Raw genomic sequence first — 14,702 nt, 5'->3', positions numbered from 1 at the left:
CGCCCGCCGCTCACGATCCAGGGTTGCCGGGCGCCCACAGGCACCCGCGCGGATGGCGCGACACAAGGTCCGCCACGCTGCGGCCCGATGATCCGCCCGAGCGGCGCGACACCATGAACGCAGGCGACCTGACGTTACGGCGCCCTGCGGTGCGGGACGCTCAAGGCCAACCGGCGCGGGCGGCGCAGCCCGGCCGCACCGGCCGGCCATGCACACGGCGAGGATGCGCGGCGCGGCACGCGTTGTTGACATCCTGCGCCCATTCCCATGTCTACCCTCCGGGCCGCTGCGGATGCGCCCGGACCTCAGCCGCCCTTCCCGCCCCGACGCCGGTGTCACCACCGCAGAGGGCTCCCGCCGGAAGGGCCAACCAAATGCGACTTTCCAGCCGGACGAGACAGCAGGGGCGATGATGCTAAAGCGGATCAAGAAGCTTCTGAACGAGCAGGCGTTCAAGCAGGCGCCCCTGACGGTGCTGGCCCGCGTCGCCCGCCTCGCGACGCTGGTGGCGCTGGGTCAGCGGCCCACCTTCCACCTGGTGCCCGGCGGCGCCGTGATGCAGGTGCCGGCGGACCTGCGCTACACCACCGTCTCGGTGTTCCTGCTGCGCGACCAGGTGGAGCCGGAACTAAGGTATCTCGACCGCTTCGTCGCCAAGGGCGACGTGTTCGTGGACGTGGGTGCCAATGTCGGCCTGTTCTCCCTGAAGATGGCCCCGCGCGCGAGCCGCATCGTCTCGGTGGAGCCGGGCAAGGAGGCGGGGGACCTCCTGGTCCACAACGCCAAGCTCAACGATTTCAAGAACGTGACCCTGGTGCGCAAGGGCCTCGCCGACACCGCCGGCAAGGCCTCCCTGTTCCACAATCCGGTGGGCGACGATCCGCAGGCCTTCTCCCTCGTGAATGATGGCGCCGCCACCGAGGCCGAGGAAGTGGAGATCACCACCCTCGACACGCTGGTGGCCGACCTCGCCCTGCCGCGCGTGGACAGCATCAAGATCGACGTGGAAGGCGCCGAGCAGCGGGTGCTCGCCGGCGGGCTCAAGACCATCTCCACCTGGCACCCGGTCATCATCTTCGAGATGAACTGCCCGGCCCTGCTCTCCAGCGGCGGCGACCCGGCCGCGCCCTGGAACACGCTGGCCGGCCTCGGCTATCGCTTCTTCCGCCTCGACTGGGAGGGCCGGCTCACCGCGCTCAAGACCCGCCCGACCGAGTTCTGCAACATCATCGCCTGCCACCCCGAAAGCCGCACCCAGGTGGCCTGACCCCGTACCCCACGGGCGGCACGACGAAAAAGGCCGGTGGGCGTGGAGCCCACCGGCCTTTTCATTTGATGTCATAAGACCAAAGGTCCATGAGCGTGACTCATGGGCCTTTGGTCAAGCCCGCGCGGCGCTTGAGCGTACCCACTCGGCACCGGTCAAAGACCGGGGCCGATGGCATGAGGTGTGGGAACACGGCCAGGACCGGTTCAACTCACACCGTCCTGCCCGCGGCCCCAGGCGGGCGCTGAACGGGCGCCGAGCGGGTCCAGCAACGCCGCCGGCCTGGCAAAGAGCCCGCGAGCACAGCTCACGGGCCCGCGCCCTCTCACATGTTGGGATAGTTCGGCCCGCCACCGCCCTCGGGCGCGGTCCAGGTGATGTTCTGGTTCGGGTCCTTGATGTCGCAGGTCTTGCAGTGCACGCAGTTCTGCGCGTTGATCTGGAAGCGCGGGCCCTCGCCCCCCTCCTCCACCCACTCGTACACGCCGGCCGGGCAGTAGCGGTTGGACGGGCCGCCGTAGATACCGAGCTCGGACGACTTCTGCAGCGCCATGTCCGCCACCTTGAGGTGAACCGGCTGGTCCTCCTCATGGTTGGTGTTGGAGATGAACACCGAGGAGAGCTTGTCGAAGGTGAGCACGCCGTCCGGCTTGGGATAGACGATCTTCTTGCACTGGGCGGCGGGCTTCAGGGTGGCGTAGTCCGGCTTGCCGTGCTTCAGGGTGCCGAACAGGGAGAAGCCGAAGGTGTTGGCCCACATGTCGAGCCCCGCCAGCGGAATGCCCACGAAGGTGCCGAGCTTGGACCACAGGGGCTTCACGTTGCGGACCTTCTTCAGGTCCTCGCCCACGGCCGAGCCGCGCCAGGCGTCCTCGTAGCTCGAAAGCTCGTCATGGCCGCGTCCGGCGGCCAGCGCCTCGGCCAGGTGATCGGCCGCGAGGATGCCGGAGAGCACCGCATTGTGGCTGCCCTTGATGCGCGGCACGTTCACGAAGCCGGCCGCGCAGCCCACCAGCACGCCGCCGGGGAAGGACAGCTTCGGCACGCTCTGCCAGCCGCCCTCGGTGATGGCGCGGGCGCCGTAGGAGATGCGCTTGGCGCCCTCGAACGTGTCCTTGAAGATGGGGTGGGTCTTGAAGCGCTGGAACTCGTCGAAGGGCGAGAGCCAGGGGTTCTGGTAGTTCAGGTGGACCACGAAGCCCACCATCACCTGCTCATCCTCCATGTGATAGAGGAAGGCGCCGCCGCCAGTCTTGGAATCGAGCGGCCAGCCGAAGGCGTGCTGCACGGTGCCGGGCTTGTGCTTCTCCGGCTTGACCTTCCACAGCTCCTTGAGGCCGATGCCGAACTTCTGCGGCTCGCGGCCCTCGCCGAGGCCGAACCTGGCGATGAGCTGCTTGGAGAGCTGGCCGCGCGCACCCTCGGCGAACACGGTGTAGCGGCCGCGCAGCTCCATGCCGCGGGTGAACTCGGCCTTGGGCTCGCCGTCCTTGCCCACGCCCATGTCGCCGGTGGCGACGCCGCGCACCGCACCCTTTTCGTCAAAGAGCAGCTCGTTGGCGGCGAAGCCGGGGTAGATCTCCACCTCCAGCTCCTCCGCCTTGCGGGCGAGGTAGCGCGCGACATTGCCGAGCGAGCCGATGAAGTTGCCGTGGTTGTTCATCAGCGGCGGCATGGCGAAATTGGGCAGCTTCACGCCGCCGGCCGGGCCGAGCAGGTAGAAGTGGTCGTCGTTCACCTGCGTGACGAGGGGGCGGTCCTCCTCCTCGCGCCAGCCGGGCAGGAGCTGGTCGAGGCCCGAGGGGTCCACCACCGCGCCGGAAAGGATGTGGGCGCCCACCTCGGAGCCCTTCTCCACCACCACCACCGAGATTTCGGTGCCGCGTTCGGCCGCCTGCTGCTTCAAGCGAATGGCCGTGGCGAGACCGGCGGGCCCCCCGCCCACCACCACCACGTCATAGTCCATGCCTTCGCGTTCAGGCAGTTCCGCCGCGCTCATCTCCCAAGCTCCCGCTTACGTCATCGTGCTTTCGTTGGAGTTCTTCCACGGTTGGGCCCTCCTGACAATTCGCGAGATGGCCACAAGGTGCGACGACTTGACCAATCCGCCGGTTGTCCCCATGTCCGTGGACGCACATGCAGCAACACGCTGCTTCACCGGCGGGCGCGGGCGTGCCATAGGTTCGCCCTGCAGAACGCATGAGGCGCCCCGCCGCGCCCGGCCCGGATTTCCATGACCGACCATCCGCCCCACGACTGGTCCGACCTACTCGCCTTCCATGTGGAAGCCGGGGTGGACGTGGCCCTCGGCGAGGCACCGGTGGACCGCTTCGCCGAAAGCGCGGCCGAGCAGCAGGCACGCGCCGTGCCCGCGGCGCCGGAAGATGCGCTGCAGGAGCCCGCGCATCCCGCCGCGCGCCCAGCGCCCAGCGCCCAGCCCCGCGCCCAAAGCACGCCCCGCCCTCCCGCAATCGTCGCCCCCCATTCGCCCGACGAGGCGGTGATGGCCGCGCGCGAGGCGGCCCGCGGCGCCGCCAGCCTGGAGGAGCTGCGCGCGCTCATGGAGGGGTTCGAGGGCTGCGCGCTGAAGCGCACCGCGAGCCGGCTCGTGTTCGCGGACGGCAACCCGGCCGCGCGGGTGATGTTCGTGGGCGAGGCGCCCGGCCGCGACGAGGACCAGCAGGGCCTGCCCTTCGTGGGCCGCGCCGGCCGCCTGCTGGACCTGATGCTGGGGGCCATCGGCCTCGACCGCTCCAGCGCCTACATCGCCAACATCATCCCGTGGCGGCCGCCCGGAAACCGGGCGCCGACGCCGCAGGAAACCGCCATCTGCCTGCCCTTCATCGCCCGGCAGATCGAGCTGGCGAGCCCGGAGCTGCTGGTGTGCCTGGGCGGCCAGTCGGCGCAGGCGCTGTTCGGCACCACGGAGGGCATCACCCGGCTGCGCGGCCGCTTCATGGATTACGAGACCGGCACGCGCGCGATCCGCGCGGTCGCGACCTTCCATCCGGCCTATCTGCTGCGCACGCCCATCGGCAAGCGCCTTGCGTGGCGCGACCTGCTCGCCATCGAGGCCGCGCTGGGCAAGCCCGGCGCGGACAAAGCCTGAGCCGTCAAATCTCGCAGCGGGCGTCGCCCAGCGGCGCGCTCACCAGGGCGGAGTTGCGGTAGCGGGGATCGGATGTCACCTCCTCGCCCACCCACGGCGGCAGCGCCACCCGCTCCTCGGGATGGGTGAGTTCCACCTCCGCCACCACCAGCCCGGCATTGCCGGCGCCGAACACGTCCACGGTCCAGAGCTTGCCGGCGTGCGTGAGGGAATAGCGGGTCTTCTCGATCAGCGGCCCGTCGCACAGGTCATGAAGCATGGCCTCGGCATCCGGGAGGGGGATCTCATATTCGAATTCCGCGCGCGAGATGCCCTCGGTCTTGCTTTTGACCGTGATGAAGGCACGCGGGCCCGCCACGCGGATGCGCACGGTGGTTTCAGCGCCGAGGCAAAGATAGCCCTGGCGAATGGGGCAGGCTTCCGCGCCTTCGCGCCAAGCCTCTGAAACCACGAGAAACTTTCGCTCGACTTCGACAGCCATGATGACGCAACGCGAGAGTTGGAACGGGTTGAAGATGCGCTGCAGCAGGCGCGACGTCTACCCTTCTTAAAATTATAAGCCGGCAAATATTATAACCGAAGGCGCTTTTCTCAAAATAATTCCAGGCCTTACCCGGATATGCGTTGCAGCGATACCACTCATGCAGAACAGCTCGCGCACAAATACTTTTCCCCGCCAAAGAACGCCACACCCCCGCCCGCAACGGGCGGGGGGTTACTTGTTATTCCCACATGAATACACCTCAGCCGGCGCGCGCCGTGTCCGTCCGCGCCACGGCGCCCGCCGCCGCATCCACGTCGTAGCGGGACGGCGGGTCGTCGGCGCCGATGGTGGTGATGCGCATGATGTTGGTGCTGCCGGGCTGGGCGAAGGGCACGCCGGCGCAGATGGCGAGCCGGTCTCCCGGCCGCCCCAAGCCGTGCTCCACCGTGGTACGCACCGCCGTGTCCACCATCTCGCCGAAGGAGTGGATGTCCTCCTTCATGTGCACCGCGTGCACGCCATAGGAGAGCGCCAGCCGCCGCGCGGTGCCGATCCTGGGCGTGAGGCCGAGGATGGGCAATTGCGGCCGCTCGCGCGCGGCGCGCAGGCCCGTGGTGCCCGAGAGCGTGAAGGCGACCAGGGCCGAGGCCCCCACCGCCACCGCCGCCTGGTAGCTCGCCTTGATGACCGCATCCCCGATGGCGCTGCCGAAGTCCGCCTCCGAGGCGCCGAGCACCTTGCGATAGCCGGGGTCGCGCTCCACGTGGCGGATCACCTCGTCCATCACCGTCACCGCCTCCACCGGATACTGGCCGGCGGCGGTCTCGGCGGAGAGCATCACCGCGTCCGCCCCCTCGTAGACGGCGGTCGCCACGTCGGAGACCTCGGCGCGGGTGGGCACCGGGGCCTGGATCATGGATTCCAGCATCTGGGTGGCGACGATGACCGGGCGGCCGAAGCGGCGCGCCTCCGCGATCATGCGGCGCTGCAGGGCCGGCACCTCCGCCAGCGAGATCTCCACCCCGAGGTCGCCGCGCGCCACCATGATGGCGTCGGAAAGCTCCACCAGCTCGGTCAAATGCTCCACCGCCGAGGGCTTCTCCATCTTCAGCATCACCGCCGCCCGGCCCTTGATGAGGGCGCGCGCCTCGTGGATGTCCTGCGGCTTCTGCACGAACGAGAGGGCGATCCACTCCACCCCGGCCGCGCAGGCGAACTCGAGGTCGAGCCGGTCCTTCTCCGTCAGCGGGGAAAGCGGCAGCACCACGTCGGGGATGTTGAAGCCCTTGGTGTTGGACAGGCGCGTGCCGGCCACCACCCTGGCCTCCAGATAGCCCGGCCCCTTCTCCACCACCTTCAGGCGCACCTTGCCGTCGTCGCACAGCACGGTGGCGCCCACCGGCAGCGCCTCCAGGATATCGGGGTGGGGAATGGGCACGCGGCGCCCCTCGCCGAGCCGGTCGGTGTCGGCGTCGAAATGGAGGATGTCGCCGGGAGCGAAGGAGACGGCGCCTTCCTTGAAGCGGCCGATGCGCAGCTTCGGCCCCTGCACGTCGGCGATGACGCCGATGGGCCGGCCCTCGGCCTTCTCCAGCCGGCGGATGCGCTCCAGCACCGCGCCGTGGTCGGCCTGGGTGCCGTGGCTGAAATTCAGCCGGAACACGTCCACGCCGGCCCGGAACAGCGTTTCCAGCTTCTCCGGCGAATGGGATGCGGGGCCGACGGTCGCCACGATCTTGGTGGCGCGCTCGCGCCGCACGGGCGCTCGCTTGTGGGGCATGCGGGTGTTCCTCCGGTTCCGGGGTTGGCCCTCGGGATTGGCGCGCGGCAATTCTCGCTTAACGCCATCATGCGACAGCCGCGTCTCCGCATAAAGTCGCATAAGGGTCAGCGAGGCTGCCGCGTCCCGCCGCCAGGGACACTCTCCGCTCACTCCCGGTAGGGCGCGAGCCAGCCGAGACCGGCCTCGGTGCCCGCGCGGGGGCGGTACTCGCAGCCGATCCAGCCCCGGTAGCCGGCGGCGTCGATGGCGGCGAGCACGAACGGGAAATGGATCTCCCCTGTGCCGGGCTCGCCCCGCCCCGGCGCATCGGCGATCTGGATATGGCCGATGCGGTCCATGTGGCGGGTGAGGGTGGTGGTGAGGTCCCCCTCCATCACCTGCATGTGGTAGACGTCGTATTGCAGGTAGGCATTGGGCGCGCCCACGGCGTCGAGCAGGTCGAGCGTCTCGCGCGAGCGGGAGAGGGCGAAGCCCGGCATGTCGCGGGTGTTGATGGGCTCCACCAGCAGGTCGAGCCCCTCGCGGCCCAGCGCCTCGGCCGCGAACCGCAGGTTCCGCGCCAGCGTGTCGCGGGCAGTGGCGGCGGAAACGCCCTCGGGCACCAGGCCCGCGAGGCAGTTCAGCATCCGCGCGCCGGTCGCCCGCGCATGGTCGAGGGCACGGCTCACCCCGTCCTCGAACTCCCCCTCCCGGCCGGGAATGCAGGCGATGCCGCGCTCGCCCGCGGCCCAGTCGCCGGCCGGCAGGTTGTACATCACCAGCGTCAGGTCGTTGGCGGCGAGGAGATCGGCCAGCCGCTCCTTCTCCAGCGCGTAGGGAAACTGGCACTCCACCGCGCGGAAGCCCGCCGCCCGCGCGCGGGCGAAGCGATCGGCGAACTCCAGCTCGGTCCAGAGCAGGCTCAGGTTGGCGGCGAATTTCGGCACCGGCGCTCTCCCTCGGGGGCCTTCCCGGCTGTCATGGTCCGGGGGTAGGATCAACTGCCGCAGCGGGACGGCCCCGAGGCGGCGCGGCCGCCAGGATAGCGGCGCAGGATGGGGGTGACGATGCTTCGCAACACCGCGCGCGGCCTTGGCGCCGCGCTTTTCCTCATGCTCGCGGCGGGCATTCCGGCCGCCCTCTCCCCGACGCCCGCGGCGGCCCAGGCGCTGAGCGAGCTGTCGTGCCGCGCCCTGTGGTACCAGCGCAATGCCGTCTATGCCGAGCGGGGCCACTGCTTCAAGACAGCGGACGCCATCGCCACCTTCGGCGAGCGCTGCTACCCGCCCTATGGCAAGCTGACCGCCGAGCAGCAGCGCTACGTGGACCAGGTGCAGTATTGGGAAGCCCGCAAGGGCTGCCGATAGGCGCGCGCCTCCTTCCGCAGGAGAATCGGGCGTTTCATCGCAGTGAAGCGCCCCGGATTGTATGCTATCCGTCCCCGCATCCGAGGCATTCCCCGGCGGCGAGGACACCTTCGGCCGCGCCGCCCCGCCGGGCGCGCGACCGCACGCCCCCCTGCGCCCCGCGCCGATGCCCCGCCTGCTCCCTTGCCCCAGCGGAGGCGTCGCCATCTCCACCTCGTCCGCCCTCGAAGAGAAGCCCGACAAGAAGCGCCTGTCCGCCTTCCTGTCCCGGTTCCGCGCCTCGGCCCGGCGCGATCTCAACGCCACCATGGCGCTGTCGGTGGCCACCGGGCTGCTCGTCATCCTCCAGGCGTTCCTGGTGGCGCGCATCCTGAACGGCGTGCTGTTCCAGGGCCTGCCCGCGCTCGCCTTCGCGGGCGAGATCGGCGTGCTGCTCGCCGCCATGGCGCTGCGCTTCCTCACCCAGTGGGGCACCGAGCGCTTCGGCTTCGCCGCCGCCGCGCGCGTCATGCGCGCCATGCGCGCCGCCCTCCTCGACCGGGTGGAGAAGATCGGCCCGGTGGGCCTCGCGGAAACCAGCGCGGGCGAGCTGGTGGCCGCCCTCGCGGAGGGCGTGCGCGCGGTGGAGCCCTTCTATTCGCGCTACATTCCCGCCTCGGTGCTGGCGGTGGTGCTGCCGCTCGCCATCCTGGTCGCGGTGTTCCCGCTCGACTGGATCTCGGGACTGGTCTTCCTCGTCACGGCGCCGCTCATCCCGGTGTTCATGATCTTCATCGGCAAGGGGGCCGAGCGACGGAACCAGCGGCAGTGGCGCCGGCTCGCGCGCATGTCCGGCCACCTGCTCGACGCGGTGCAGGGCCTCGCCACCCTCAAGGCGTTCAACGCCGCCGGCCGCATGGCTGCCCAGGTGGCCGAGGTGGCGGACGGCTACCGGCGCGACACCATGGCGGTGCTGCGCATCGCCTTCCTCTCGTCCCTGGTGCTGGAGTTCTTCGCCACCGTCTCCATCGCCATGGTGGCGGTGTTCATCGGCTTCCGCCTGCTGTGGGGGGAGATGGACTTCTTCACCGGCCTGTTCATCCTGCTGCTGGCGCCGGAATTCTACGCGCCGCTGCGCGCCATGGGCACCGCCTACCACGCCCGCATGGAGGCGCTGGGCGCCGCCGAGCGCATGGTGGCGCTGGAGGACCTGCCGGCGCTCGCCGAGGCCGGCGGCACCACCCCCCTGCCCGCGCCCGAGCGCATCGAGGTGCGGTTCGAGGATGTGCGGCTCGCCTTCCCCGACGGACGCGTGGCGCTCGACGGCGTCTCCTTCACCATCGCGCCGGGGGAGACGGTGGCGCTGGTGGGACCCTCGGGCGCCGGCAAGTCGTCCCTCATCCACCTGCTGCTCGGCTTCGTGGCGCCCAGCTCGGGCCGGGTGCTGGTGAACGGGGTGCCCCTCGGCGCGCTCGACCTCGCCCAATGGCGCCGCCGCATCGGCTACGTGCCGCAGCGCCCGTGCCTGTTCGCCGGCACGCTCGCCGCCAACATCGCCCCCGGCGAGGAGACGCCCGATCCGGCGCAGTTGAAGGCCGCCATCGCCCAGGCCGGGCTGGCGGACGTGGTGGCGAACGTGCCCGGCGGCCTCCAGGGCCGCGTGGGCGAAGGCGGCAGCGGGCTTTCCGGTGGCGAGGCCCACCGCCTCTGCGTGGCCCGCGCCTTCTACCGCGACGCCTCCATGGTGGTGCTGGACGAGCCCACCGCCCATCTCGACAGCGAGAGCGAGGCCGGGGTGGAAGCCGCCCTGCGCCGGCTGCTGCCGGGGCGCACCGGCCTCATCGCCGCCCACCGCCTCGCCTCCATCTCCGGCGCCCGCCGCATCGTGGTGCTGAGCCGGGGAAGGATCGTCGAGGAGGGGGATGCCGAAAGCCTCATCGCCAAAGGCGGGCTCTACGCGCGGCTCGCCGCCGGGGGCGATGCCGATTTCTGGGAGGCGGCCCGATGAAGGACTTCCTGCGCCTCGTCGCACTCATGCGGCCGCAGGCCCCGTGGATGGCCGCGGCGGTGCTGCTCTCGGCCCTCGCCAGCCTCGCCCACATGGCGCTCATGGCCACCTCGGGCTGGTTCATCACCGCCATGGCGCTCGCCGGCACGGCGGGCATCGCCATCGACGTGTTCGCGCCGGCGGCCTACATCCGCGGCTTCGCCATCGCCCGCACGGCCTCGCGCTATGTGGAGCGGCTGGTGGGCCATGAGGCCACGCTGAAGTTCGTGGCGCGCCTGCGCCCCTGGTTCTTCACCCGCCTGGTACCGCTCGCCCCGGCCGCATTGGAGGACCAGCGCAGCGGCGACCTGCTCGCCCGCCTGAAGGGCGACATCGACCGGCTGGAATTCGCCTTCCTGCGCGTGGTCTCGCCGCTCACGGCGGCAGCCATCGTGGTGTGCATCGGCCTCGCCTTCATCGCCGGCCACGACCGGGCCATGGCGCTCGCGGTCGGCGGCGCGGCGGTGCTCGCCGGCGTCGGCCTGCCGCTGCTGGTGCAGCGCCTCGCGGCGCCCGCCGCCCGCACCGTCACCGCCCGCTCGGCCGAGCTGAACGCCGCCCTGGTGGACCACCTGGAAGGCCGCGCCGAGCTCGACATCTACGACCCCGGCCGGCGCCACCGCGCCGCCGTGGAGGCCACCAGCGACACGCTGATCGCCGCCGAGGGGCGGCTCGCCGCCATCGCCGGCTTCGCGGGGGCGGGCGTGAGCCTCGCGGCGCAGGCGAGCCTGCTCGCGGTCATCCTCATCGGCGCGCCGCAGGTGCTCGCCGGCACCCTGCCGGGGCCGGACCTGCCCATGCTGGCCCTGTTCTCCCTCGCCCTGTTCGAGGCGGTGGCGCCCCTGCCGCTCGCCTTCCAGACCCTGCCCGGCACCCTCGCCTCGGCCCGCCGCATCTTCGCTTTGGTGGACCGGCCGGCGCCGGTGGCCGAACCCGCCGCGCCGCGCCCGGTGCCGGCGGAAGGCGCGCTCGCCTTCTCCCACGCCGGCCTCACCTATCCCGGCGCCGCCAGCCCGGCGGTGGAGGACGCGAGCTTCCACCTGGAGCCGGGCCGGCGCATCGGCATCGTGGGGCGGAGCGGCTCGGGCAAGTCCAGCCTCGTTTCGCTCGCCCTGCGCTTCCGCGCGCCCACGGCGGGCGAGGTCGCCTTCGCCGGCGCCGGGGCGGAAGCCTACGCGGCCGATGCGCTGCGCGCGCGCATGGCGGTGCTGGCCCAGGGCGATCACCTGTTCTCCGCCACCATCCGCGAAAACCTCCTCATCGCCGCGCCCGGTGCCGGAGAGGATGAGCTGAAAGCCGCCTGCGCCAGGGCCGGCATCCTCGCCTTCATCGAGGCCCAGCCCCAGGGCCTGGACACCTTCGTGGGCGCCCACGGCGCCAAGGTCTCGGGCGGCGAGGCGCGGCGGCTCGGCCTCGCCCGCGCATTGCTGAAGGACGCGCTCATCCTCATTCTCGACGAGCCCACCGAGGGGCTGGACACCGAGAGCGAGCAGAAGGTGATGGGCGCCGTGCTGGAAGCGACCCAGGGGCGCGCGCTGCTGCTCATCTCCCACCGCCGCGCGCGGCTCGACGCCATGGACGAGATCATCGTGATGGCCGAGGGGCGCATCACCGGCCGCGGCGCGCCGCGGGACATCCTGCGGGACCTCGCCGACGCGGCGCAGCCGGGCCGGACCTGAGGCCGAAACCGGCATCCGTGCCGTGGGCGGCACGGATGCCGTATCCCTTCCGATACGGCTCGGCCCGCACCGCCCGACAGGTGCATCGCACCCCAAATTGGCGCGAGCCTCACGACAAAACCATCCCTCAGGTTGAATCCTACCGACCACAGGGCCTTAGCACCCGAAATGGGTAGGCTGACAGCCCAATTTGGGGATGTCGCGCGTGAAGAATCCGTGTCATGAAGAAGGCGCGAAAGAGGACCGGACGTTCGCGATCGCGTTCAGCCTGACGACCTTCCCCCGCGGGTCGTCAGGCTGATCCGGCCGCCTCCGGCGACAGCCTAGGAGTGTTGCCGCCCCGCCGTCAGCCCTCGTCGCGGAAGCGGTTGGTGATGGGATAGCGCCGGTCGCGGCCGAAATTGCGCGGCGTCACCTTCACGCCCGGCGCCGCCTGGCGGCGCTTGTATTCCGCGACGGCGAGCAGGCGCTCCACGCGCTTCACCACCGCCGGATCGAACCCCTCCGCGATCACGCTCGCCACCGGGGCCTCCAGCTCCACCAGCCGGAACAGAATGGCATCCAAAGTGGCATAGGGCGGCAGGGAATCCTCGTCCTTCTGGTTCTCGCGCAGCTCGGCGGTCGGCGGCTTGTCGATGACGTGCGCGGGCATGACCACGCCCTCCGGCCCGGCGGCCCAGGCGGGCTTCCAGCGGTTGCGCAGGCGCGAGAGGCGGAACACCTCGGTCTTGTAGAGGTCCTTGATGGGGTTGTAGCCGCCGTTCATGTCGCCATAGAGGGTGGCGTAGCCGGTGGACATCTCGGACTTGTTGCCGGTGGTCACCACCATGCCGCCGAACTTGTTGGACACCGACATGAGCAGCGTGCCCCGTGCTCGCGACTGGAGGTTCTCCTCCGTCACGTCGCGCTCGCGGCCGGCGAACACGGGCTTCAGCACCGCCTCCAGCCCCTCCACCGCCGGGGCGATGGGCAGGATGTCGTAGCGCACGCCCAGCGCCTCGGCCACGGCGGCGGCATCCGAAAGGCTCTCGTCCGAGGTGTAGCGGTAGGGCAGCATGATGCAGTGCACCCGCTCGGGGCCCAGCGCATCCACCGCCATCGCCGCGCATAGCGCGCTGTCGATGCCGCCGGAGAGGCCCAGCACCACGCCCGGGAAGCGGCTCTTGTTCACGTAGTCCTTGAGGCCCAGCACGCAGGCGGAATAATCCGCCGCGTCCTCCTCCACCCGGTCCACGATGCCGCCCTCGGTGCAGGCCCAGCCGGTGGGCAGGCGCTGCCAGCGCGTCACCCGCACCCGCTCCTCGAAGCTCGGGAACTGGAGGGCGAGAAAGCGGTCGGCGTTGAGCGCGAAGGAGCCGCCGTCGAATACCAGCTCGTCCTGACCACCCACCTGGTTCACATAAAGCATGGGCAGGCGGCTCTCCACCACGCGGGCCACCGCCACGTTCTCGCGCTCCTCATAGACGGTGCGGCGATAGGGAGAGCCGTTGGGCACCACCAGGATCTCGGCCCCGGTCTCGGCGAGGCACTCCACCACGTCCGGCCCCCAGATATCCTCGCAGACGGGCACGCCGAGCCGCACGCCCCTGAAGGGGATCGGCCCCGGCATGGGGCCGGCGGTGAACACGCGCTTCTCGTCGAACACGCCGTAATTGGGCAGGTCCACCTTGTGGCGCACGGCGGCGATGGCGCCCTTCTCCAGCAGCAGCACCGAATTGTAGAGCTTGCCGCCCTCCACCCAGGGCGCGCCGATGAGGAGGGCGGGCCCCTCCGCGCTCTCCGCCGCCAGCTCCTCGATGGCCTTGCGGCAGGCGGCCTGGAACGCGGGCTTCAGCACCAGGTCCTCGGGCGGATAGCCGGCGATGAACAGCTCGGAGAACACCACGAGCTCGGCGCCCGAGAGCCGCGCCGCGTCACGGGTGCGGCGCGCCAGCTCCAGGTTGCCGGAAACGTCGCCCACCGTGGGGTTGAGCTGGGCGACGGCGATGAACAGCGTGTCGGCGGGCGTATCGGAGGGCATCGTCATGGGGGCTCATCGACCGTGCCGCGAGGCGGCGGGAAAGGGAAAGCGAAGGCGTCCTAAAGGCCGAAGCGGGCCCACAGGGCGCGCTCCTCGGCGGCGGCGACGGCGCCGGCAGCGGCCTCGCGGGCGAGGGCACCGGCAAAGCCGCCGGGGCGGCGCGAGAAGAACGGCTTCGGCCCCTCCACCAGCGGCGTCTCCACCCCCTCGCCATAGCGGGCGCGCAGGGTGGAACGCACATCCCCCAGCCCGTCGAGCAGGCCGTGGCCGAGGGCCTGGGTGGCGAGCCAGAACTCGCCCGAGAACAGGAAGGCGTCGTCAGTCGCCAGGGTAGCGCCGCGTCGGGAGCGCACGAGATCGGCGAACACCACGTGCAGCTCCTTCAGGAGGCCGTCGAGCCGCTCCACGTCCTCCGCCTGCTCGGGCCGGAAGGGATCGAGGGTCACCTTCCGCTCGCCCGCGGTATAGACGCGCCGCTCGATGCCGAGGCGGGCGATGGCCTTGTCGAAGCCGAAGCCGGCGCTCACCACGCCGATGGAACCCACCACCGAGCACGGATCGGCGAAGATCTCGTCGGCGGCGCAGGCGATCATGTAGCCGCCGGAGGCCGCCACATCCTCCACGAAGGCGAAGACGTGCTTCTCCTTCTCCTCGGCCAGCGCGCGGATGCGCTTGAAGATGAGATGGGACTGCACCGGCGAGCCGCCCGGCGAATTGATGAGCAGCGCCACCGCCGGCGCGTCCTTCACCGCGAACGCCTTCTCCAGCGCCTTGGCGCAGCCGGCGAGGGTGAGGGACGCCGAGAAGGGCGACGCCATGCCGATGGCGCCGGACAGGCGCACCACGGGCACCACCGGCGCATCCTTGCGCCAGCGCTTGGGCAGGAGGGCGCGCACGCGGCGCGGAAGGAAGGAGAGAGCGTCGGCCATGCCCGAGATGTAAGCCGCCCGCGCGACGGCCTCAAGGCGGTGCGGCGCCCCGGCCCCGG

11 protein-coding genes are annotated in these 14,702 nt (G+C 70.9%); 5 read left to right on the top strand and 6 right to left on the bottom strand.

Going from position 1 to position 14,702, the window contains the following annotated elements; genetic code table 11:
* Window positions 1–409 precede the first annotated feature (409 nt).
* Window positions 410–1,267, top strand: a complete 858-nt coding sequence (locus tag V5F75_RS06765) for an FkbM family methyltransferase (RefSeq protein WP_394035897.1) — start codon at window positions 410–412, stop codon at window positions 1,265–1,267.
* Window positions 1,268–1,592: 325 nt separating this feature from the next.
* Here the strand turns inward: V5F75_RS06765 and V5F75_RS06760 are convergent, their stop codons facing one another.
* Window positions 1,593–3,266 carry an electron transfer flavoprotein-ubiquinone oxidoreductase gene (locus V5F75_RS06760; protein ID WP_394035899.1) on the bottom strand — a complete coding sequence of 558 codons (1,674 nt, stop codon included), beginning with the start codon at window positions 3,264–3,266 and terminating at the stop codon, window positions 1,593–1,595.
* Between the two features lie 234 nt (window positions 3,267–3,500).
* Between V5F75_RS06760 and V5F75_RS06755 the strand changes: the two genes are divergently transcribed.
* Entirely contained in the window at window positions 3,501–4,376 is an 876-nt protein-coding gene (locus V5F75_RS06755) for a uracil-DNA glycosylase (protein ID WP_394035901.1), read from the top strand.
* Between the two features lie 4 nt (window positions 4,377–4,380).
* Here V5F75_RS06755 and V5F75_RS06750 read toward each other — a convergent pair whose 3' ends face one another.
* From V5F75_RS06750 to hyi, 3 genes are all read right to left on the bottom strand, one after another.
* The gene (locus V5F75_RS06750) at window positions 4,381–4,857 is read right to left on the bottom strand and encodes a CYTH domain-containing protein (protein ID WP_394035903.1); all 477 of its coding nucleotides are present in this window, start codon (window positions 4,855–4,857) and stop codon (window positions 4,381–4,383) included.
* 262 nt (window positions 4,858–5,119) lie between these two features.
* Complete coding sequence (gene pyk, locus V5F75_RS06745) at window positions 5,120–6,640, bottom strand: pyruvate kinase (RefSeq protein WP_394035905.1); 1,521 nt, start codon at window positions 6,638–6,640, stop codon at window positions 5,120–5,122.
* 149 nt (window positions 6,641–6,789) lie between these two features.
* Window positions 6,790–7,569: a hydroxypyruvate isomerase gene (gene hyi / locus V5F75_RS06740; RefSeq protein WP_394035907.1), complete on the bottom strand. Its 780-nt coding sequence runs from the start codon at window positions 7,567–7,569 to the stop codon at window positions 6,790–6,792.
* Between the two features lie 120 nt (window positions 7,570–7,689).
* Between hyi and V5F75_RS06735 the strand changes: the two genes are divergently transcribed.
* The 3 genes from V5F75_RS06735 to cydC all read left to right on the top strand — a co-directional run bounded on the left by V5F75_RS06735 (window position 7,690) and on the right by cydC (window position 11,694).
* The gene (locus V5F75_RS06735) at window positions 7,690–7,989 is read left to right on the top strand and encodes a YARHG domain-containing protein (protein WP_394035909.1); all 300 of its coding nucleotides are present in this window, start codon (window positions 7,690–7,692) and stop codon (window positions 7,987–7,989) included.
* Window positions 7,990–8,155: 166 nt separating this feature from the next.
* The gene (cydD, locus tag V5F75_RS06730; protein WP_509212149.1) at window positions 8,156–9,976 is read left to right on the top strand and encodes a thiol reductant ABC exporter subunit CydD; all 1,821 of its coding nucleotides are present in this window, start codon (window positions 8,156–8,158) and stop codon (window positions 9,974–9,976) included.
* Complete coding sequence (gene cydC, locus V5F75_RS06725) at window positions 9,973–11,694, top strand: thiol reductant ABC exporter subunit CydC (protein ID WP_394035914.1); 1,722 nt, start codon at window positions 9,973–9,975, stop codon at window positions 11,692–11,694. Before cydD ends, cydC begins: the two co-directional genes overlap by 4 nt.
* Window positions 11,695–12,040: 346 nt before the next feature.
* Here cydC and V5F75_RS06720 read toward each other — a convergent pair whose 3' ends face one another.
* Window positions 12,041–13,714 (bottom strand): NAD+ synthase, encoded by a 1,674-nt coding sequence (locus tag V5F75_RS06720; RefSeq protein ID WP_394036033.1) that lies wholly within the window; start codon window positions 13,712–13,714, stop codon window positions 12,041–12,043.
* 59 nt (window positions 13,715–13,773) lie between these two features.
* Window positions 13,774–14,643 (bottom strand): S49 family peptidase, encoded by an 870-nt coding sequence (locus V5F75_RS06715; RefSeq protein WP_394035916.1) that lies wholly within the window; start codon window positions 14,641–14,643, stop codon window positions 13,774–13,776.
* Window positions 14,644–14,702 lie beyond the last annotated feature (59 nt).

Source organism: Xanthobacter albus (assembly GCF_043194895.2).
GTDB lineage: Bacteria > Pseudomonadota > Alphaproteobacteria > Rhizobiales > Xanthobacteraceae > Xanthobacter.
The sequence above is the reverse complement of the archived record's forward strand: the minus strand, read 5'-3'. Positions and strand labels throughout refer to the sequence as shown.